At 38.9% G+C, this 19,862-nt stretch carries 20 protein-coding genes; 5 read left to right on the top strand and 15 right to left on the bottom strand.

Annotated features, from left to right (window positions below):
- Positions 1-210: 210 nt before the first annotated feature.
- Genes thiD through RCP16_RS15570 form a run of 5 tightly spaced genes read right to left on the bottom strand, consistent with a single transcriptional unit; the run spans position 211 to position 4,568 of the window.
- Positions 211-1,035 (bottom strand): bifunctional hydroxymethylpyrimidine kinase/phosphomethylpyrimidine kinase, encoded by an 825-nt coding sequence (gene thiD / locus RCP16_RS15550; protein ID WP_308640746.1) that lies wholly within the window; start codon positions 1,033-1,035, stop codon positions 211-213.
- 40 nt (positions 1,036-1,075) lie between these two features.
- Positions 1,076-2,302 carry a thiamine pyridinylase gene (bcmE, locus tag RCP16_RS15555; RefSeq protein ID WP_308640747.1) on the bottom strand — a complete coding sequence of 409 codons (1,227 nt, stop codon included), beginning with the start codon at positions 2,300-2,302 and terminating at the stop codon, positions 1,076-1,078.
- A gap of 43 nt (positions 2,303-2,345) precedes the next feature.
- Positions 2,346-3,110 (bottom strand): class I SAM-dependent methyltransferase, encoded by a 765-nt coding sequence (locus tag RCP16_RS15560; RefSeq protein ID WP_308640748.1) that lies wholly within the window; start codon positions 3,108-3,110, stop codon positions 2,346-2,348.
- Complete coding sequence (locus RCP16_RS15565; RefSeq protein WP_308640749.1) at positions 3,110-4,111, bottom strand: thymidylate synthase; 1,002 nt, start codon at positions 4,109-4,111, stop codon at positions 3,110-3,112. Before RCP16_RS15565 ends, RCP16_RS15560 begins: the two co-directional genes overlap by 1 nt.
- A complete protein-coding gene (locus RCP16_RS15570) occupies positions 4,101-4,568 on the bottom strand; it encodes a nucleoside 2-deoxyribosyltransferase (protein WP_308640750.1) in 468 nt (155 codons plus the stop codon). The genes RCP16_RS15565 and RCP16_RS15570 overlap by 11 nt, the downstream gene beginning before the upstream one ends.
- Before the next feature lie 164 nt (positions 4,569-4,732).
- Between RCP16_RS15570 and RCP16_RS15575 the strand changes: the two genes are divergently transcribed.
- Both RCP16_RS15575 and RCP16_RS15580 read left to right on the top strand, forming a co-directional pair.
- Positions 4,733-5,176 (top strand): NUDIX domain-containing protein, encoded by a 444-nt coding sequence (locus tag RCP16_RS15575; protein WP_308640751.1) that lies wholly within the window; start codon positions 4,733-4,735, stop codon positions 5,174-5,176.
- 328 nt (positions 5,177-5,504) lie between these two features.
- Complete coding sequence (locus tag RCP16_RS15580) at positions 5,505-6,464, top strand: polysaccharide deacetylase family protein (RefSeq protein ID WP_273593192.1); 960 nt, start codon at positions 5,505-5,507, stop codon at positions 6,462-6,464.
- Between the two features lie 109 nt (positions 6,465-6,573).
- Here the strand turns inward: RCP16_RS15580 and RCP16_RS15585 are convergent, their stop codons facing one another.
- From RCP16_RS15585 to RCP16_RS15615, 7 genes are all read right to left on the bottom strand, one after another.
- Positions 6,574-7,224: an S-layer homology domain-containing protein gene (locus tag RCP16_RS15585; protein WP_308640752.1), complete on the bottom strand. Its 651-nt coding sequence runs from the start codon at positions 7,222-7,224 to the stop codon at positions 6,574-6,576.
- 27 nt (positions 7,225-7,251) lie between these two features.
- Positions 7,252-9,408 (bottom strand): S8 family serine peptidase, encoded by a 2,157-nt coding sequence (locus RCP16_RS15590; protein ID WP_308640753.1) that lies wholly within the window; start codon positions 9,406-9,408, stop codon positions 7,252-7,254.
- A gap of 299 nt (positions 9,409-9,707) precedes the next feature.
- A complete protein-coding gene (locus RCP16_RS15595) occupies positions 9,708-10,007 on the bottom strand; it encodes a putative quinol monooxygenase (protein ID WP_069327521.1) in 300 nt (99 codons plus the stop codon).
- A gap of 185 nt (positions 10,008-10,192) precedes the next feature.
- Positions 10,193-10,492 (bottom strand): putative quinol monooxygenase, encoded by a 300-nt coding sequence (locus RCP16_RS15600; RefSeq protein ID WP_273593189.1) that lies wholly within the window; start codon positions 10,490-10,492, stop codon positions 10,193-10,195.
- 94 nt (positions 10,493-10,586) lie between these two features.
- The gene (gene ilvA / locus RCP16_RS15605) at positions 10,587-11,858 is read right to left on the bottom strand and encodes a threonine ammonia-lyase IlvA (RefSeq protein WP_137225473.1); all 1,272 of its coding nucleotides are present in this window, start codon (positions 11,856-11,858) and stop codon (positions 10,587-10,589) included.
- Positions 11,859-12,089: 231 nt separating this feature from the next.
- Positions 12,090-12,887: a DeoR/GlpR family DNA-binding transcription regulator gene (locus RCP16_RS15610; RefSeq protein ID WP_069327524.1), complete on the bottom strand. Its 798-nt coding sequence runs from the start codon at positions 12,885-12,887 to the stop codon at positions 12,090-12,092.
- Positions 12,888-13,200: 313 nt separating this feature from the next.
- A complete protein-coding gene (locus RCP16_RS15615; protein ID WP_069327525.1) occupies positions 13,201-14,124 on the bottom strand; it encodes a nucleoside hydrolase in 924 nt (307 codons plus the stop codon).
- Between the two features lie 415 nt (positions 14,125-14,539).
- On the opposite strand from RCP16_RS15615, the gene RCP16_RS15620 reads away from it, so the two are divergent.
- The 3 genes from RCP16_RS15620 to RCP16_RS15630 all read left to right on the top strand — a co-directional run bounded on the left by RCP16_RS15620 (position 14,540) and on the right by RCP16_RS15630 (position 17,147).
- Positions 14,540-15,997: an amino acid ABC transporter substrate-binding protein/permease gene (locus RCP16_RS15620; RefSeq protein WP_069327526.1), complete on the top strand. Its 1,458-nt coding sequence runs from the start codon at positions 14,540-14,542 to the stop codon at positions 15,995-15,997.
- Positions 15,990-16,718, top strand: a complete 729-nt coding sequence (locus RCP16_RS15625; protein ID WP_137225477.1) for an amino acid ABC transporter ATP-binding protein — start codon at positions 15,990-15,992, stop codon at positions 16,716-16,718. Before RCP16_RS15620 ends, RCP16_RS15625 begins: the two co-directional genes overlap by 8 nt.
- 138 nt (positions 16,719-16,856) lie before the next feature.
- Positions 16,857-17,147, top strand: coding sequence for a DUF5316 family protein (locus RCP16_RS15630; RefSeq protein WP_308640754.1), 291 nt, complete (start codon positions 16,857-16,859; stop codon positions 17,145-17,147).
- A gap of 16 nt (positions 17,148-17,163) precedes the next feature.
- Here RCP16_RS15630 and hxlB read toward each other — a convergent pair whose 3' ends face one another.
- The 3 genes from hxlB to RCP16_RS15645 all read right to left on the bottom strand — a co-directional run bounded on the left by hxlB (position 17,164) and on the right by RCP16_RS15645 (position 19,862).
- Positions 17,164-17,727 (bottom strand): 6-phospho-3-hexuloisomerase, encoded by a 564-nt coding sequence (gene hxlB, locus RCP16_RS15635; RefSeq protein ID WP_308640755.1) that lies wholly within the window; start codon positions 17,725-17,727, stop codon positions 17,164-17,166.
- Positions 17,728-17,753: 26 nt separating this feature from the next.
- Complete coding sequence (hxlA, locus tag RCP16_RS15640; RefSeq protein ID WP_308640756.1) at positions 17,754-18,449, bottom strand: 3-hexulose-6-phosphate synthase; 696 nt, start codon at positions 18,447-18,449, stop codon at positions 17,754-17,756.
- Positions 18,450-18,563: 114 nt separating this feature from the next.
- The gene (locus RCP16_RS15645) at positions 18,564-19,862 is read right to left on the bottom strand and encodes an MFS transporter (protein WP_069327530.1); all 1,299 of its coding nucleotides are present in this window, start codon (positions 19,860-19,862) and stop codon (positions 18,564-18,566) included.

The following is a 19,862-nucleotide window of genomic DNA, read 5'->3' on the forward strand; positions in this document are numbered from 1 at the left end:
CTAATACAGTGTGCAAAAAAAGATTCTAGCTTTTTCTCTTTGTTTCGTTTAGACCGCTTTGGTTTTCGTTGCATACTTCTTTGTCTCCTTATTCGCTTTGTATTGCCTGTCTATTTAAAATGCCAATAGGGTAAAAAATGAACAGATTAAAGGACATCCCTCTAATCTGTTCGATATTTTCATTATCCTTCACTGGATAGCTTCACCTTATTAATTGAGCTTGGTTGAATCACTCTGACGCAATCCATGTTGATACAAATCATAAAAATGGTGCGTAGGGCCGGGACCTGAACCCAGATTCAACGAATGACGAATCGCCGTGGTTACATAAGCTTTGGCCTGCTTAACCGCTTCGTGCAAATCACCACTTAATGCAAGCCCTGCTGCAATAGCAGAAGAATACGTGCATCCTGTACCATGCGTATTCAAAGTAGAAATTCGTTTTTCTGTAAAATAATACATCTGCTGACCATCATATAATATATCTGTAGCTTCATCGCCAAGTGAGTGCCCACCTTTGATAAGTACATGACGTACGCCTTGATCGGCTATTCGCTTAGCAGCTTCTTCCATATCCTGCATCGATTCAATCGTTATCCCTGTAATTCGCTCTGCTTCTGGAATATTAGGTGTCAGGATATCGGCAAGTGGTAAAATGTCTCGAATCAATGTACCTACTGCCTCTTGTTTCATTAATGGGCTTCCATTTTTGGCATACATGACAGGATCGATCACAATATGTTCAGGACGATACTGCTTAAGCTTATAAGCAACAGCTTCCATACAATCACGATCCGATAACATACCAATCTTAACAGCATCTGTGCCGATATCTTCATAGATTGCATCAATCTGATCGCTGATTATTTCTGGCGTGATATTCTGAATACTGATCACACGAGCTGTATTCTCAGCCACTACAGATACAATCACACTCATACCGAATACACCATACGCTGAAAATGTTTTGAGATCTGCCTGTATGCCAGCGCCTCCGCTACAATCAGAGCCTGCAATCGTTAGTAATTTTTTCATCATCCGTCTCCTAATCTCAATAGAATAGAAGTAGCTTTGGTTACTGCACAGCCACTGTTGCTAAGCGATCTGTAATAGTGACTTTGGCTTGTTCGATCCAATTTCTTGCATCTGGTCCCATTTTGAATATTTTGTTATCGGGATGAGTAGCAATCGGGATCAATTGGCTATAAATCGGGAATTGCTGTTGCATTTTTTGATATACACTATGTCTTGCAGGTAACAAATATTGAGGATACACTTTAGCTTCATTTGGAGAAATAGCATCTACCATCGTTTGACTAGCTGTAATCACATTTGCTAATTTGATAGCAATGTCTTGCTTGGCAGGATCTGTAATAGCCGAATTCACACCAACCATATCTCCATAAAACACAGGAATATCTGTCTTATTGGACATGGAGATCGTTTTAAAATTCACATCATCTGCATAATCACCCATACTAGACATTGCTTCTGTATATCCAATAAATGCACGACCTATACCGCTACGGAACCAATCTGCTCGAATATAAGCATCGTTGTTGTCAGGCCAGTACTCAATTTGATCTTTACCACCCATTTTTTGTAATTGTTTTAGACTTTTAAATGCTTTTGAATTTAATGTATTAGGGTCAGGTAAAACGGTATAATCGCTATATTCTTGACGAGTATCTAACAACGCATCAAGGTACATAGCTGCTTTGGTAGTACCGCCAGACATATCAATCAGCAACCCTTCATTATTGTCAGGAATAACGCCTGTCGATTGTCGTTCACCTAAAATGCGATATAAGTCGGGTACACTACGGACAGAGGCAAGGGCTGTATCATCTTCCCGATAAAATAATAAATTCGTACACACAATTTGCGGAATACAGTAGGCTGCTCCATTTACTGTACATCCTTCCATAGCAAAATCAATAATATCTTGGCGATCTTGAATTTTATTTTGTGGTATCGCTTTCAAGTATCCTTTGTCTACAAAATGAGATAAAAAGATCGCATCAAATACGAACACATCTACATTCGCATCTGGATCAGCTTCATATCCATCCCATTTGACAAAATTCAAGCGTACATTAGGCTCAACTTCTGCCCAATTTTTCACTACGGCTTGCTGAAAACGCTCTGGATCAGGAACATAATCGTATAATGCTACATTGATGACTGTTGGTTGATCTGTAGCCGCTGCATAACTGTAACTAGCATTGGGCAGGATACCAAACATCATTAGAAACGAAATAACAACCAAAAATCCTTTTTGGCGAACAGTACTATTCCTCATTATTATTACCCCATCTCTTTATATCGATTGGTCTATCACATGCTTACGCCGATTTTATAGCTTTATAGATAACAAAAGGGGCTTGATACTGCTCATCACCCCATTTCGAGTGATCATATTGCTCCTCATACTGACGTAACTTGCTGACCGAAATATCATCAATACATGGTTCCATGATCTGAATAGAATCAAAACCTGCTTGTTCTAACATCTCTTCATAAAAATGCTTGGACCAATAAAAATCATTTAAGATTAAATCTGAACTTTCAGGAATCTTGAGAAACTGTTGTTTGCGGTCTCCGTCTGTATATTTCTTTCCTTTTTCTCCATTGCGAAATGTAGTGAACTCATATCCGGTTGCATCTGGATTCGAATCCAATACTAATAACGGCTTGCCCGGCTTTAGTACTCGGTAGATTTCTGTAAGCATATGACGAATATGATCTACACTAGAATTATTAATAATCACAAAACAGTTCACAGCGCAATCTATCGAATCCGACTCTAAAAAGTCTAATTGATTATTGTGAATCAATTGATAATTGATCTGCGGATGTGCTCGTTGATCTGTTGCTATTTTTAACATATTCTCTGATTCATCTACAGCAATGACTTGATAACGCCGGTGTTGATTTGCTATGCGTTCAGCCACTTTTCCAGGGCCACAGCCATAATCAAGGATCGTATGAATAGTAGGATCTGAATCCAACACAGCAAACAAATAACGGAACCCTAAGATATCTTCTAACATATCGTTATACGCATTGAATTGAGTGGATACAGTATTTTCTTTCCAAGAAGTATGCATTACATCTCCTCCATTATGATCGAAAGGTAAGATTCCCACTTCTGCTGAACAAGCATCTGATAAAGGGGAATCAATTTTTGGTAAAGCGCATGGTCTATTACTTGCTTTTGTTGAATCGATTGATACACAGCGAATAGCAAAATCACCTGTTTCCAGTAATCATCTATTTCCAAACGATCAATATCCAGTGGCTTTAAAGTTATTGTTCCTTGTCTAAGTTGCTGTTCATACTCAAAAACAACTTGCAGATCTGATCGATTATCTTTTAGAGGCATAGGAGGAAAAGGATAGGCTGGTACAGTTCCGATCTGTTTAGCTTTGGAGAGTACTGTCTTCGTCTGGACATAATCTGTCTCGTAAATGTGGACAGAAGCTACATTATGATAGTATTTCCCCACCTCTAGTCCCAACTCGGTAGCCATAAGTTCTTGTAGAAAAGTAAACGAAAATACATCACTCAGCATGCCACGGTAAGCATCATTTGCACGCATATAACTACTCATATACAGTTGATCTTCACGGATAAAAAACTGCAATCCGATGGTACAAGACACATCAATATTTTCTAGTTGAAGTACTTCACTGGCATCAAAAATAGATAGAAATGCACGTTTGGAATCAGGATCTTCACGAAGCACTTCTTTAATACGCTCCCATTGGTTCAATCGCTTATCCCCATATGCAAATAATTTGGGTCCATAAGCTGTTCCTGTTAATGTGCGACCGTCTGCCGAATATTTGCTCATATTGCTCGCATAATAACGGATAAAGTCCAGATTATTACTACCTGATAGATACCATAAAGCTTCTGCAAAATTAAAAATAATATTGGTCTTCCGCTCGGGTACATAACAGATGCGTTCAATAGGAGATTCAATCCCATACGTATAATTCAGAACTTCCCGGCTTCGGTTGCCACGTGGCTGATTATAGAATTGCGGCTTATGATATACCTCGGCAAGCGTATACAGATAAGCATCATGAAAATGATTAAAGATCATAAGCAATAAGCCTTTCTTGCAATACCTGTTCCAACTGCTGAATACAATCTTCTTCCGTATGATACGTTACATAATCAACAGGACATACTGTGTGTAAGCCTCTCACCAGATAAGCGTACTGTTCAAGATCATGATCTAACAGTAAAATCATATTTTTCTGCATAGCAGATGCCCAACCTATTTCGATATGAGTTCCTGGGGATGCTGGGATACCGGGCAAAGCCACAAATAAATCACATTTTTCAATCTCGTCAAAATCAATTTTGGTGCATTGTTCTGGAGGCATAAATTTCTGTCCCCATTGTTCTCTTTTATGCGCATTATGTACCTCATAACCTCGATTTTCAAAAAAATCGATCAATCTTATTAAGAAATTCTGCGTTCCTTTTTCCAAGGTAGCTGTTTCCATATTCATTAGATTTTTAAAAGGAGCTGCCAAAAATAATTTTTTATTCATATTCTACCCTCCGATGATATTTTATTTACAATATATACTAAATAATATCATTTAATGTTATTTTAGTAAATAAAGGGTATTAACCCAAAAATGTTTTCTGATCTAAGGAAAGTGTATAATAGACTCAAAATTCAATGATTCTATTTCGTTTAGGAGGAAATACTTTGTCTGTCGTTATTGATGAACTTTATGCAGGGATTGCTGTCATTATTTTTAATGCCGAGGGTCATGTCTTTTTGCAACAGCGGCTTGATGTCGGACAATGGGGCATACCTTCAGGACATGTAGAAAAAGGAGAAACAGTCACACAAGCAGTTGTACGAGAGATGAAAGAAGAAACAGGATTAGATGTAGAAGTCACACGCTTAATTGGGGTCTATTCTGATCCAGATAGCCAGATTTTTGAATATCCTAATGGAAAAAATGTTCATTTTATTACCAATTGTTTTGAAGCAATTATTATCGGTGGCGAGCTTATCGTCGATCCTAAAGAATCGCTTGATTATCAATTTTTCCCTACCGATCAGTTACCCGCCAATCTACTTCGTATGCATCCTAGATGGTTAGCCGATGCGCTAGAGCAACGACCTCAAGCTTTTATTCGATAAATCTTCTCATATCGGTCAGTAAGCAAAAAGAAGGCAGACCTTTATTAAGGTTGCCTTCTTTTTTGCTTACTCATTATTTCACTTAAGAAATGAAGCTTAATTCAGATTTCCTTACTACCCTTTTTTTACCAACCATAAGCAAAAATATTGTTACTATTTCAAGAAGACGATGTAACTTTTTATATATTCATTTCGTTTAAAATAAAGTTCAGATGTTACATTTTATGTTGTCTGACTGTCTATTCTATGTTGTGTCCATTTAAAAAAAGTAGTATTTGTCCGATAATAAGATTTTACCACCTGGCTATAAAGGAGTACTTAAACACGAATGAAAAAGCATTGGAAAAAATATGCACTTGCCCTCATGGCAGTATTACTGGTTGTCTATGTTCTCGGGGTGAATTTCCCCAAATCTTCTATCCTTGCACATAAAATATGTAGCTCATGGGTCGCTGCTCAGAATGAAGTCTTTTATTATGAACATCGTGATGCACTTAATCAACGTAATGTTGCACTAGCCGCAGATTATGTTGCTCCTGAAGGTACAGCCGATAAGATCCCTGTACTGATGTATCATTATATTACCCCTAAAAAGGATAATACCGAGCCCACTAATAATTCGATTGTAAATTTAGAATCATTTGAAGCAGATATGAAATACTTGCACGATAACGGTTACCATACGGCAACTCTACAACAGTTAGAACAATATGTGGATGAAGAAATTTCGTTACCTGACAAAACAGTCGTGATCTCATTTGATGATGGGTATCAAAACAATATTATCTATGCGTATCCGATTCTCAAAAAATATGGATTCCATGCAACATTATTCGTGATTGGTTCACGGATTCAAGACAAAACGACAGCATTTGATCCACACAAAACAAGCTATGTATCCAAAGAAGAAATGGAAGCTTCTAAAGATGTATTTGAATATAACAGTCATACGTATAATCTACATTACAAAACTTTACTTCACTGTGGCGATGATTATGCTGCTGGTATGAATGAAGCAAGCTTTATCGCTGATGATAAAATTATGCGTTCTGAAACAGGGATCAATACTCCTTACTTTGCTTATCCATTCGGGGATTTCCGTATGCAAATGGTCTATGCACTGAAAGAGTCTGGATATCGTATGGCATTTACAGTACACCAAGGATTTGTCCGACCTGGAGATGATCCACTGACCCTCAAGCGATTAACGGTTGTATCAAATACGAATATTGATGAGTTGCTTCATATGAATCATGATCCGGATGGTACTTCACCTGTTGCTCCTTAATGTAGATATTCACACCACCATAGAATAGATCACAAAAAAGCTACTTCTCTATAGGTCATCAACCTATAAACAGAAGTAGCTTTTTTGTGATCATCATTCGTACGTTTGTTTAATTCGCTGCTGGTAAAGCAGGCAGATCTGCTGGATTCGAAGCTTCTGTAGGACGATCAAGCAATCCGCCTACACCGTAATCTGCAAAGTTTTTGATAAATTGAAGGGCTTCTGCACGAGTTAATGCTTTGCTCCCTTTAAAAGAAGCGATCGACACTTGAGAAGCATCACTGCCGTTAGCTAGACCTAGAGCTAACATATATTGAATCGCATCATTGCCCGTATAATTCACACCTTCGGCAGAAGAGATCAATTGTGCAACCCCGGTACGAGTAAGAATCTGATTACGAGTAGTTGTATTGGTATAACTGCTCACTGGATAATTCAAAGCTTTGGCACGAGCATAATAAGGATTTGCCCAGTTCCCTGTTTTACTACTCGTCACTTCTGGTTCAAATGTGCGAATCAACATCGCTAAAAATTCAGCTTCGCTAACTGTTTTGTTTGGTTTGAACTGACCGTCTTTGTATCCATTGACTAAGCCTGCTTCATATCCCCATTGAATCGTATCTTTTGCCCAGTAACTATTCGAAATATCTGAAAAAGGAAGCCCATCAGCGGCTTGCGCTTTGGTAGAAGAGATTGTGCTCCATAAAGAGAATGCTAGACATAGGGTAAGCCCTATTTGAAGCCATGATTTGATTTTCATTGGTATGCACCTTTCTTATCTATATTTTTAACGTGTTGTAAATTGTAAGATTAGTGGCGTCGTGGATGAAACTTGTTGATCACTTTTCGCTGTTGGCTTCGCTTTGATGCCTTTTTCGATAATGATATTGTACGTTTCGTTTTTGGCAAATCCACTTGCTGTTGGTGTGATAAAGATACGATTCCATTTCACCGAGACATTTACATTAGTTACTACTTCTCCATTACTGTTAAGCACTGTGACATGATCCGGTGTCATAGAAGAGGAATCGATATATTTGTATTGTTTATTTTTGAGTGCAACTTGCAAGCTGATACTTACCGGAATCGAAGGAGATAATTGCGCTTTACTTGGCAAGTCTTTGATTCCCATCGTTTGCTTAATCTGTGATAATTGCTTTTGGAAATTAGCATCACTTACATTTTTGCCATCAAATTTAGCTTTAAGCCAGTCTGCTGCTTTACCTGATGTTTTGGCTGTATTGAGTTGTTGTGTTGCTTTTTGAGTCGGTGTTGGTGTTGGAGCAACAGCTGGTGCTGTAACGGTTGTACTTGGTGTTGATGGTTGGCGTGGAATACCGCCGCCTCCACCACCACCGCCTCCGCCCCCACCACCAGATGGAACAGCAGCGACTAGATTAGTTGGTGCTGGTGTGGTAACCACAGGTACAGTTACAGCTGGTGTTGGCGCGAATACAGGTGTTGGTGTTGGAATAACTGGTTTACTTTCCACTACAGGTGTAGCTTCAGTAGACGGTGATAATGTCTGACCTGAGATGGATTTCCCAGTGGATTCGTTGCCTGTTGTATCTACCGTTTTTAGTGTAAATGAGTATGTTGTCGATGGAGACAACCCTTCCGCTTGATATACATTTTTGGTTACAGAAGTTACTAATTTGCCTGTATCGTTATAGACATTTACTTTTGCAAAATCTTTGTCGACCGGGTTCTGCCAGTTCAATGTTAAAGAGTTCGTTGTTGCTTGACTGACTGTTAATCCATTTACTTCTGCTGGAGCTGTTTTATCTACTTTAGGAGCGAAAGTAACGAATCCATATCCATATAAATTGTCTCTTCCTGATGCTCCTAGATCGACAATATAATCTTCCAAATCCGTACGTAAATTCGCAATAGATTCCGAAGGATGTTCTTGTTTTAAAATTGCTAGTATACCTGCAATATGAGGAGCCGCTTGAGAAGTTCCGCTAGCTAGAGCATATTTACCATTTAAATACGTAGACACAATATCAACACCAGGTGCAGAGACTTCCACTTTAGGACCTGTAGAAGAAAAGTCGCCCCGATTCAAATTTTTGTCGACTGCGGCTACAGCGATCACGCTACTGTATTGTGCAGGATAATTAACTGTATCTGTTCCTGCTCCACTATTTCCCGCAGAACAGACTACTAAAATACCATTGTTATACGCTTTATCGACCATATCGTGTAATGCTTGTGAATCATATTCAGTTCCTAACGACATATTGATAATATCCATACGATTTTGGATCGCCCAATCGATTCCTTCTAGCACATCTTGCAGATTTCCTTTGCCATCTGCACCTAATGCTTTGACACCATATAACTGCACGCCAGGAGCCGTTCCTGTTACAGCGCCATCGCCACTATGAGCAGCAACAATGCCACTTACATGTGTTCCATGCCCATTATCATCTGCGTATGAAGTTGTATAATCGACCGTGGATACACCACCAGCAATCGTAAGTTCACTATGAGCGGCTACTCCTGAATCGATAACAGCTACTTTGATACCTGATCCGTTGTATCCTTTATCCCACATTTGATTAGGTTGTACTGCTTGATAATTCCATTGCGATTGCTCTGTTGCATTGACAGTAGATCCTAATACTTGAAAATCAGAAGAATCGGTAACTTGAAACGGAACATTACGCTCGATATACGCAATATTGGGATCTTGCACCAAATCTTGCAATTCACCTGCACTGACGGTTGCGGATACCGCAGGTAATGTTTTGAATTCATGTTGTACTTCTACACTTTGCTCAATAGCAGCTTCTTTACCTGCTTGATTTTTATATACGATAACGACTTCTTGATCTGCTCCTGTGATAGAAGGAGCAGACTCTTCTCCATATACTAATCCGGTATGAACCAAAGATAATGTAAGCAGTGACGAGACTACGATAGCTATATATTTTTTCATTCAACTGATTCTCCTTTTTCTCTTATAAAGTAATGCCTTACCTACCACTTGCTATCTATAATACGTAGATTCTTTTGATTAAGATTACGTAAAATTAAATAGCGAAAAATATAATTTAAGACAGTAAATGTTCTTTTTTAGTACTGATCAGATTCTGTCTACATTAGTCTTTCGAGTAATTTCGACATTTATCTTATAAGATTTATCGGACGACTTTACAGAATTATGTATACTAATTATAAAAAAAAGCCCTCTCCAATGGAAAGGGCTTTAGCTTACGTAAATTGATATATATGGAATTAACCTCTTGGTACTTCTGTTGCGTTGAACAGTTTCGCATCCAAAGGTGCACCTGCAAATTCTTTCATATCTTTAACGAATTTTTGGAAATGAGCACTTTGGTTGTGTTCTTGTACAGCTTGCTCATCTTTCCATTCTTCTACCATTGTGAAGAAGTTAGGTTGGTGAAGATCGCGCATCAATGTATAACGGATACAACCTGCTTCTGCTTGAGAAGCGCTAACCAAACCTTCTGCTTCTACTAAAAATTCTTCTACTCTGTCAGGTTTAATCGTGATATTAGCATGAATAACAAACATATAAGTAAACCTCCTATAAGTATATAATGTAATATGATTTTTTTAATGTTCTAAAAACCTCACTTACTAATTATAACCTATATGATGACAAAACCCAAATGATATTGCAAACCTACAATATCATCGTACAAAAAGCTACCTCTCGAAAGAAGTAGCTTTTGTGTGGGATAAGCTTATTTTACCTATTAAACAACAGGCAATTGCATAACTTCATATACTTTGACTTTCAAAGGTGCAGCTGCCATATCTTTTGTATCATTGATATGCTTGAGAAAATGAGCACTTTGTTCGTGAGCTGTAAGCGCTTCTTGGCTTTCCCATTCTTCGACCATCGTGAATAGGTTGGATTGATGTAAATCCACCATCAATGTATAACGAATATTGCCTTCTTCTGCTTGTGAAGCATTTACAAAAGGATCAGCAAGTTGTAGAAAATTTTCTACGTGTTCGGGTTGGATCAATATTTCGGCATGAATTACTAACATTGGGGTAAAGCCTCCTATAAATAATAAACTGGCACGACTTATTAATTATATAGTAATTCCGCTCAAAACCCAACTATAACTCTAAGAATACTCATCAGATCAGCAAATTAAACAAATTCAGATCACGATTAAGCTCGGTGTATTTAATACCATGTGCTTCCATTCGTTCCACCAATGCACCGTAATCTTCTGGTGTACTCAGTTCAATACCTACCAGTGCTGGGCCATTTTCTTTATTGTGTTTTTTGGTATATTCAAAGCGAGCGATATCATCATTCGGCCCTAATACTTTTTCCAAAAATTCACGCAAAGCTCCCGCACGTTGAGGGAAGTTGATCATAAAGTAATGCTTCAATCCTTCATAGATCAATGAACGTTCTTTAATCTCTTGCATCCGATCAATATCGTTATTGCCGCCGCTAATAATACAGACTACTGTTTTGCCTTTAATCTGCTCGCGATACATATCAAGCGCCGCAATAGGTAATGCGCCTGCTGGTTCAGCTACAATCGCATTTTCATTATACAGATCCAGAATAGCCGAACATACTTTACCTTCAGGCACTTTCACCACATCATTTAATACATCACGGCAAATATCAAAAGTAAGCTGACCGACACGTTTTACTGCTGCACCATCAATAAACTTATCAATTTCACCAAGTGTGACTACTTCATTACGAGCAATAGCTTCACTCATCGAAGCCGCACCTGCTGGTTCCACACCAATCAATTGTGTGGATGGACTCATTGTATGCATGTATTGACCCACACCAGCAGCTAGACCACCGCCACCAATCGTAAGAAAAATATAATCAGCAGGTACGTCTAAACTTTCCATAATTTCCATGCCTATTGTACCATTACCTGCAATAATCTTCGGATCGTCAAATGGATGAATAAATGCCATCCCTTGTTCTTCACACGTTTTCATTGCTTCTTCATAAGCGTCATCAAATGTATCACCAACCAGAATCACTTCTACATTTTTGCCACCGAATTTTTTCACCATTTTCACTTTTTGATTCGGTGTGGTACTTGGCATATAGATTTTGCCGTGAATATTCAGAGCATCACAAGAAAAAGCTACACCTTGCGCATGATTACCTGCACTAGCACATACAATCCCTTTGTCTAATTCTGCTTGGGAAAGACTACGAATACGGTTATACGACCCGCGGATTTTGAAAGAACGAACGACTTGCATATCTTCACGTTTCAAAAAGATATTACATTCGTATCTTTCAGATAATGTATTATCTCGTTGTAAAGGGGTACGTACGATTACTTCGCGTAATACATGATGGGCACGTACAATATCTTCCATGCCTACGATTTGCGGATTATATTCACCAGTTGCTGTCATTGATTCTCTCCTCACTCCAAACGCCTCATTGATCTCAACCATCTCTATACGGTTCTCAACGTTTTCTCATTTATCTAAAGTACTCCTAACGTACCCTATTTTCAAGCTTAACCGATGAATTTGTTGAAAATTAATCTAAAAACAGCAAAAGACTTACCTTTTCAAAGGGTACAAAAAAGCCTTTTCCATAACGGAAAAGGCTTTTTTGACTACTATAAGCGAATATGCTGGCTACTCGACAACGATCACATCAACGCCCATATCTTGCAAATCTTGAATCGCTTCTTGAGGTAACTGATCATCGGTTACAAAACGATTCAAATCTTCCATCCCCATTAGGCGCACCAAAGATTTACGACGAAATTTCGTACTATCGGTTAACAAAATGAGTTCATCGGAGATCTCAATAATCTTCTTCTTCAATTGTACATGTGCTTCAGAAGGTTCTGTTAATCCGCGTGTCAGATCAAATCCATGACAGGAAAATAGAAATTTATCCACATGATAACTTTCGACCATTTTCTCTGCATGAATCCCTGTGTTCGCCATAGAATCTCGATCTAGATACCCACCGATCAAAATGACATTGATCTCGGTTTTTTGCACCAGTTCATTTGCAATCGCTAGTGAATACGTCAGTACAGTTAGTGAACGATTCGGTAATTGTTTGACCAAATGTAAACAGGTTGTACTGGCATCTAGTGCGATCACATCGCCAGGTTCAATTAAAGATAATGCGTATTCAACAATCGCTTTTTTCTCTTCTAGATTCTGTGTTTCACGTTGTACCGCAGGCGATTCATATTGTTCCCGGTTCCGGTTAAATACGGCTCCACCATGGGTACGCACCACAGCACCTTCATTTTCCAAACGTTCCAAATCACGTCTTATCGTCTCTTCAGTCACTTGAAAACGGCGGCTTAGTCCGGATACCCGTACGGTTCCTTCCGCTTCCAAAATTCGCAACGTCTCCAGCTTGCGTTGTGCTGCGGATGTAGTATCTTGTCGCTTTGGATTCTTGCTGCTCATGGAATTACACCTGGCCTTACTATTGTATATTGTCAAACGTATATAGATCAGCATCTAGTACAATGCTCATTCGTGTCGAAACGATTCGTGTAAGCGTTTATCAATAGCTTTTAGCTACATATTTCAATGATACCGTATTTACCTTACAGTAACAATAAAAAATGAAAGAGAATGTCTACTTTAATCGGTATTTGTAACATTTTATGTATATTAATAAGATATCATCATCTAAAGCCCACCCGTTATGCAAGACTACACTCATCTTACATTGAACAGATCGGCTCTGAATAATGATTACTTATAATAGAAAAGATTAGACGATTCGACTTAAAAAGTGTTTCAAAAAGCGAGAAGAATCTACATCTAATGCAACATCAATATGTGCCACAGCTGTATCGTGTTTGCCTGTCGTTTTGCCTAATGCGTCTGGATCGGTACATTCCACATGAATAGCATACGAAGTCGTGCGTACTATTGTAGGATCAATCGCTACGCCTACAGCTAATGGATCATGTAAAGCACAACCTTTGCCACCTGTTACAATCTCATTATAAGCACCCATATAGAACTCCGTCATATCAGCTAAAAAGACAGATAACGCACTATTTTCCCGTCTCCATTCGTCCAAATGAACACCGGTGAGCAATGTTTTCATCGTGACATCCAGTCCTACCAATGTGATCGGCATTCCTGATGTAAGGACAAAAGCAGCTGCGTCAGGATCAGAGTAAATATTAGCTTCCGCATAAGGTGTAACATTACCCGGTACAGTAACCGCCCCACCCATCACCACTAATCGTTCAATCGTATTCACAATAGTAGGGTCTGTCTGAATAGCTTTGGCAATATTGGTCAACGGCCCTACTGCCACTACAGTGACTTTGCCTGGAGACGCTTGAATTTGCTGAACGATAAAGTCAGCTGCACTCATATGCTGCGCTTGACGTTCGGAAGGTTCCCGATACTGATTACCAATTCCATCTTCTCCATGAATATGACGGGCAAAAGGCTTCGTATATTCACGGCTCATCGGCTTACTTTCTCCTGCATAGACTGGAATTTCTTCTCGCTCTAATTTATCTAATACGACCAGCGTATTACGCGTTGCTTCTTCGACTGTAATATTACCGAATACCGTCGTCACTCCCAAAATATCCAATTCTGGTGAATGAGCTGCATATGCCAGTGCTAACGAATCATCAATCCCTGTATCTACATCTAAAATAACTAATTTCATATATCCCGTTCCCTTCTTAATATGTTCATTGCATTTTATCATATGTGGTGGAGGTGTAAAGTGACAGGGTGTTAAATACCATCTTCGATACACAACCATATAAGAATATAGTAATGATGTGAATTGACTATATTTGGATTTTTAGCATGAGATTACTTATAATTTGTGCAATACCTAACATCAGTATTAGAATGATACCGTTTACGTGATACATAATTAACTGAAAAGTACAATGACCTATAGTCAATAGCTTGTTTTTTTTGTAGAATGGGAAGACATGTGATGTAAGATATCAATTTGAGATATCTATTGTAAGCAATATGAATCGTGAGCAGGTTGTTTCTCGCTCGATTCAAGTATAGGCATGACAATACTTGCTAATAGACATGAAGAAGTCAATGAAATGGAGGATTTTATGAAGAAATCTAGGGTAATGTGGTTAGTAATGGCTCTCCTTCTTTTCTTTGGAGTATCTACAGGAAGCTTTGCCACGACTGCAACTGCACAAGCACAGGAAGGCAAAACTTATCAAATCGGTACAGATGTTACATTTGCTCCTTTCGAATTTCAAGATGCTAAACAAGAATTTGTAGGAATCGATATGGATATATTAGCGGCAATTGCTAAAGACCAGAACTTTAGCTATGAAGTTAAGCCGTTAGGATTTAATGCAGCTCTTCAAGCATTACAGACTGATCAAGTTGACGGTATGATTGCTGGAATGAGTATTACCGATGAACGTAAGCAAACATTTGATTTTTCAAAGTCTTATTTTGAAGCTGGCGTAGCTATGGCAGTTAAGCAAGGTAACGCTGATGTTAAATCGTATGAAGATTTACGTGGTAAAAATGTTGCTGTCAAAATTGGAACACAAGGATATACATTTGCTGAATCTATCAAAGATAAATATGGTTTTAGCCTAGTTCCTTTTGAAGATTCTGCACAGGTCTATGATGATATCAAAACAGGAAACTCAGTTGCTGGTTTTGATGATTATCCGGTACTGGCTTATGGTATTCAACAAGGAAATGGACTGCAATTAGCTCCAACTGAACAAGAAGCTAAAGGTTCTTATGGATTTGCTGTCAATAAAGGCAAAAATGCAGAATTGCTACAAAAATTCAATGCAGGTTTGGCTAATATTCGTAGCAACGGTGAATACGATAAAATTCTAAAAGAATATTTAGGTGAATCCGGAAATGGTGTGCCTGCTGCAAAGTTAGGTAGATTCGAATTGATTCAACAGTCTTTCCCTTACTTGCTTAAAGGATTATTGAATACTGTTGTTTATACGATCGTTTCACTATTCTTCGCATTTATTTTAGGTTTAATCTTTGGATTTATGAAAGTGAGTCATAACCGCATCCTACGTATTATCGCAACTATTTTCGTTGATGTATTCCGTGGTATACCGTTACTTGTACTAGCATTCTTTATCTACTTTGGTCTTCCAGGAGCCTTTGGATTTACAATGCCACTGTTTGTCGCTTCCGTTCTGGCTTTGAGTCTGAACGCAGGAGCTTATGTCACTGAGATTATTCGTGGTGGTATTCAATCGATTGATCGTGGACAAATGGAAGCTGCTCGCTCACTCGGTCTACCTTACCGTACAGCGATGATCAAAATTATTATTCCACAAGCTGTAAAATTAATGATCCCTTCATTTATCAATCAGCTAGTGATCACTTTGAAAGATACATCGATTATGTCTGTTATCGGTCTAGTCGAATTGACACAATCTGGTAAAATCGTTATTGCTCGTACTTTCCAATCGTTTGATATCTGGCTAGTCGTTGCTATTATGTATCTAATTGTTATTACAATCCTTACTAAAATCTCTAACCACATCGAAAGGAAGGTCAGCAATGGATAAAATTAAAGTAACCGGTCTGAAAAAAAGCTTTGGCTCCAATCATGTACTGAAAGGTATTGATCTGGAAGTTAAAGAAGGCGAAGTGGTTTGTGTCATTGGTCCATCTGGTTCGGGTAAAAGTACCTTCCTTCGTTGTATTAACCGTCTGGAAGAGATTACAGCAGGTACGGTTATTGTCGATGATTACAACATCAACGATAAACAAACCGATATCAACAAAGTACGCGAAAATATCGGAATGGTGTTCCAGCACTTTAATCTTTTCCCGCATATGAGCGTAATCAAAAATATTATGTTAGCTCCAACCGAACTGAAAAAATCGTCTCCAGCAGAAGCTCGTAATATTGCTCTCAAATTGCTAGATCGTGTTGGATTAGCAGATAAAGCCGATGCACTACCTAACCAATTATCAGGTGGTCAAAAGCAACGTGTAGCGATTGCACGCGCACTGGCTATGAATCCGGACATTATGTTATTCGATGAACCTACTTCTGCACTTGATCCTGAAATGGTCGGTGAAGTACTAGGTGTTATGAACTCTCTTGCCAAAGAAGGAATGACCATGATGATCGTAACGCATGAAATGGGCTTTGCTCGTGAAGTAGCCGATCGTGTGATCTTTATGGATGGTGGTTATGTGGTAGAAGAAGGTACACCTGAAGAGGTATTTGGTAATCCTCAACACGAACGTACGATTAGCTTTTTAGAAAAAGTACTCTAGTTATTCCAAAGTAATAACATCATAAATGATATAATACACAAAAGACTGCGAATATACATTCGACAGTCTTTTGTTTTATTCTAGTAGATTGTATATCCATAGCTGTTCCTATTACATAGTAGAAAGGTGAATACTCTTATGAGAAAAACAGGTTTGCTTTTAGGCTCAGGTGCTCTTTTTCTAGTTGTACTGTATTTTGTTCAATTTGTATTACCGTATGGATTTGAGCATATACTTCAAGTGGTTGCCGTGATTTTAATTGTTGTTACACTGGCTCTTTCAGGTACGTTAGTCAGTGGAGATCGGATGCGAGCAAATCAAGCGATTGATTCTACTTCAAGAGACCGCGGTATGGTTAATTCATGGAGCATTATTTTGTTTAGTCTACCTGTTTATATGGTATTGATAATCTTATATTTGTGGGGTTAAAAAGAAATACTATTCTTTATCCTACATTGCTATGTTTAGCAAATACGTCATCATGCTGGACTTGTTGAAGTTGTCCATAGGCTAAGCATACTGCATCCAGTAAGACATGTGTACATTGATCAAATAATGATCCCAAAGGTTGAATACTTGCCGCTTCTCCTTCACGTCTATACTTGGTCGCTGCTGGGATATGCAAAATCATATCTGCTAGTATACCCAGTGGTGATGATTCGTCGGTAGTCACCGCCACAATAGAGCATCCTAACTCTTTAGCTTTGTCTGCTGTCCATATAGCAGATTTGGTTGTACCTGATCCAGATACAGCGATCAGTAGATCACCGCTAGCAAGTGCAGGCGTCACCGTTTCTCCGATCACATGAGAATCTGCACCTAGATGCATTAAGCGCATAGCAAATGATTTGGCCATAAATCCAGATCGTCCTTCACCGGTTACAAAAATACGCTGACTGTTAACAAGCAACGTGGCTAGCTTACTGATAGACTCTTGTGGTACACGGGCAATCACCTGACTAATTTCAGCAATAATCTGTTCTGCTGTTGTCGATTGAATGTCATTCATAGATATCACTCCATTTTTAAAATATATTATATTGAAGCTGTTGTATTTGTAGACTGTGAAAAGAATGTATGGATTAGTTCTCGAATCTGTTGAGCAGCTTCAGCAGGATCATGTGATTGGGTAATTGCAGAACCTACTATGACAACAGTGGGCGATTGTTGTAATATCGTCGGCAACGTCTCTAACGTAATTCCACCTGCTACAGCAATCTTCGGTGTACTGTTATTGGCAATGGCATCAGTCGTAGTCTGTTGAATAGAAGATGATCCTGCTACTTGTCCGTGGTGCTCCTGCTCATCTTTACTCACATGATGGCATAATACAGCATCTGTATATTGCTTAAGTTGATGCCTTTTTTCTTGAGATACATTTAGCAGATCGATCATTGTCTGTCTCTGATATTTGCGAGCAGTCTGCATACATAATTCTAATGTAGCATCAGGCGCCGCACCCATAACTGTCGCTACATCTGCTCCAGCTTCAAAACAAAGTTCAAATTCATATTTCGCATTATCGAATGTTTTGATATCCGCCACGATGATTTTATCAGGAAAAGCTTGCTTGATCTGACGTACACTTTCGATACCGAACTCTTTAATAAGCGATGTACCGACTTCGATCCAATCTACATACGGTTCGACTTGTTGTGCCATATGGATAGCTTCTTGAATCGTCATCCGATCTAGTGCGAGCTGTATACGCACTGGCTGTTGTTCAGTCATATTTATTCTGCTCCTTCACTAAATATAAATTATTTTTTACATCGTTTAGATATAAAAGAAATACACTGTTCTATTGTTGTGTGACGTTATTTTACACTTTCACTATTCTTTTATTTAAGTGGCACTGACTTTTGTTTTCCATTCTGGAGAAGCTTGAGGTTTCTGAGTCTGTGGTTTGCGTACCATCATAGTTAAGATCGCAGATAAAAGTAACGAGCCCGCCATAAACATATACGATGCATCGAATCCACCTGTGATATCGTTCAGATAACCTACAATATAAGAACCTGCAAATGAACCTAACGCCCCCATGCTGTTAATCAGCGCCATCGCTCCGCCTGCTACATTACGAGGTAATACTTCCGGTACGATAGCAAAAAATGGACCATACGGTGCATACATCGCCCCACCTGCAATCACCAGTAATACAAATGAAATCCAGAAGTGATTCGGGCCAATGAGATACGATCCGTAAAAGGCAAGTGCTCCAATTAATAAGAAGGGCCAGACAAAGTTTTTACGGCTTTGCATTTTATCAGAAAAGAATGAAGTCACTAACATCAGAATGACAGCGAGCACATAGGGAACAGCCGCTAACCAACCTGTCGATACCATCGTCATATTTGGTGCTTTGGCAATAATCGAAGGTAACCACATCACAAATCCGTACACCCCAATACTCCAGAAAAAGTATTGCAGACTTAATTTGATAACAGTGGGTGAACGGAAAGCTTCACGGTAATTCTTCACTTGCTTCATACCTGCTTGTTCACGTTCCAATTCATCTTCTAAAGCTTGTTTCTCCGCATCGGTTAACCATTTGGCTTGAGAAGGCTTATCTTGTACCACTTTCCACCAGACAAATGCCCAGATAATAGCTGGCATTCCTTCTATAATAAACATCCACCGCCAACCTACAGCGGTCACTAGATACCCTGAAATAATCGACATCCACAATACAGTTGCAGGATTACCTAGAATCAGAAAGGTATTCGCACGTGAGCGTTCTTTATTCGTAAACCAGTGTGCATTAAAAACAAGCATGGCTGGCATGACCGCGCTTTCAACGACACCAAGTGCAAAGCGGATCACGATCAATAGATTGACATTGGTAATCATCCCTGTTGCAGATGCCAGTGCACCCCACAGAATCAACGACCAGAAAATAAGCTTTTTCGCACTTTTTTTCTCCGCATAATGAGCGCCCGGAATTTGGAAAAAGAAATAACCTAGAAAGAAAAGGGCTCCCAGTAACGACGACATCGCTGCTGAAATATTCAGATCATGTGCCATTCCTGATGCCGCACCAAAGCTATAATTCGCACGATCCAGATAAGCCAGACTATACGTAATAAAAATAACCGGAATTAATCGCAACCAACGAGAAGCAGGTAAGGCTGTCTTTTCTTGCAT

The sequence above is a fragment of the Paenibacillus nuruki genome (genome assembly GCF_963311185.1).
Taxonomy (GTDB): Bacteria; Bacillota; Bacilli; order Paenibacillales; family Paenibacillaceae; genus Saccharibacillus; species Saccharibacillus nuruki.

Excerpts from the sequence above, each read along its gene's own strand:
- hxlB (WP_308640755.1), bottom strand. The coding sequence starts at position 17,727 with ATGAATGACATTCAATCGACAACAGCAGAACAGATTATTGCTGAAATT.
- bcmE (WP_308640747.1), bottom strand. The coding sequence starts at position 2,302 with ATGAGGAATAGTACTGTTCGCCAAAAAGGATTTTTGGTTGTTATTTCG.
- RCP16_RS15565 (WP_308640749.1), bottom strand. The coding sequence starts at position 4,111 with ATGATCTTTAATCATTTTCATGATGCTTATCTGTATACGCTTGCCGAG.
- RCP16_RS15615 (WP_069327525.1), bottom strand. The coding sequence starts at position 14,124 with ATGAAATTAGTTATTTTAGATGTAGATACAGGGATTGATGATTCGTTA.
- ilvA (WP_137225473.1), bottom strand. The coding sequence starts at position 11,858 with ATGACAGCAACTGGTGAATATAATCCGCAAATCGTAGGCATGGAAGAT.
- RCP16_RS15620 (WP_069327526.1), top strand. The coding sequence starts at position 14,540 with ATGAAGAAATCTAGGGTAATGTGGTTAGTAATGGCTCTCCTTCTTTTC.
- RCP16_RS15630 (WP_308640754.1), top strand. The coding sequence starts at position 16,857 with ATGAGAAAAACAGGTTTGCTTTTAGGCTCAGGTGCTCTTTTTCTAGTT.
- RCP16_RS15570 (WP_308640750.1), bottom strand. The coding sequence starts at position 4,568 with ATGAATAAAAAATTATTTTTGGCAGCTCCTTTTAAAAATCTAATGAAT.
- RCP16_RS15560 (WP_308640748.1), bottom strand. The coding sequence starts at position 3,110 with ATGCATACTTCTTGGAAAGAAAATACTGTATCCACTCAATTCAATGCG.
- RCP16_RS15595 (WP_069327521.1), bottom strand. The coding sequence starts at position 10,007 with ATGTTTGTTATTCATGCTAATATCACGATTAAACCTGACAGAGTAGAA.
- hxlA (WP_308640756.1), bottom strand. The coding sequence starts at position 18,449 with ATGACTGAACAACAGCCAGTGCGTATACAGCTCGCACTAGATCGGATG.
- thiD (WP_308640746.1), bottom strand. The coding sequence starts at position 1,035 with ATGAAAAAATTACTAACGATTGCAGGCTCTGATTGTAGCGGAGGCGCT.
- RCP16_RS15590 (WP_308640753.1), bottom strand. The coding sequence starts at position 9,408 with ATGAAAAAATATATAGCTATCGTAGTCTCGTCACTGCTTACATTATCT.
- RCP16_RS15610 (WP_069327524.1), bottom strand. The coding sequence starts at position 12,887 with ATGAGCAGCAAGAATCCAAAGCGACAAGATACTACATCCGCAGCACAA.
- RCP16_RS15600 (WP_273593189.1), bottom strand. The coding sequence starts at position 10,492 with ATGTTAGTAATTCATGCCGAAATATTGATCCAACCCGAACACGTAGAA.
- RCP16_RS15585 (WP_308640752.1), bottom strand. The coding sequence starts at position 7,224 with ATGAAAATCAAATCATGGCTTCAAATAGGGCTTACCCTATGTCTAGCA.
- RCP16_RS15580 (WP_273593192.1), top strand. The coding sequence starts at position 5,505 with ATGAAAAAGCATTGGAAAAAATATGCACTTGCCCTCATGGCAGTATTA.
- RCP16_RS15625 (WP_137225477.1), top strand. The coding sequence starts at position 15,990 with ATGGATAAAATTAAAGTAACCGGTCTGAAAAAAAGCTTTGGCTCCAAT.
- RCP16_RS15645 (WP_069327530.1), bottom strand. The coding sequence starts at position 19,862 with ATGCAAGAAAAGACAGCCTTACCTGCTTCTCGTTGGTTGCGATTAATT.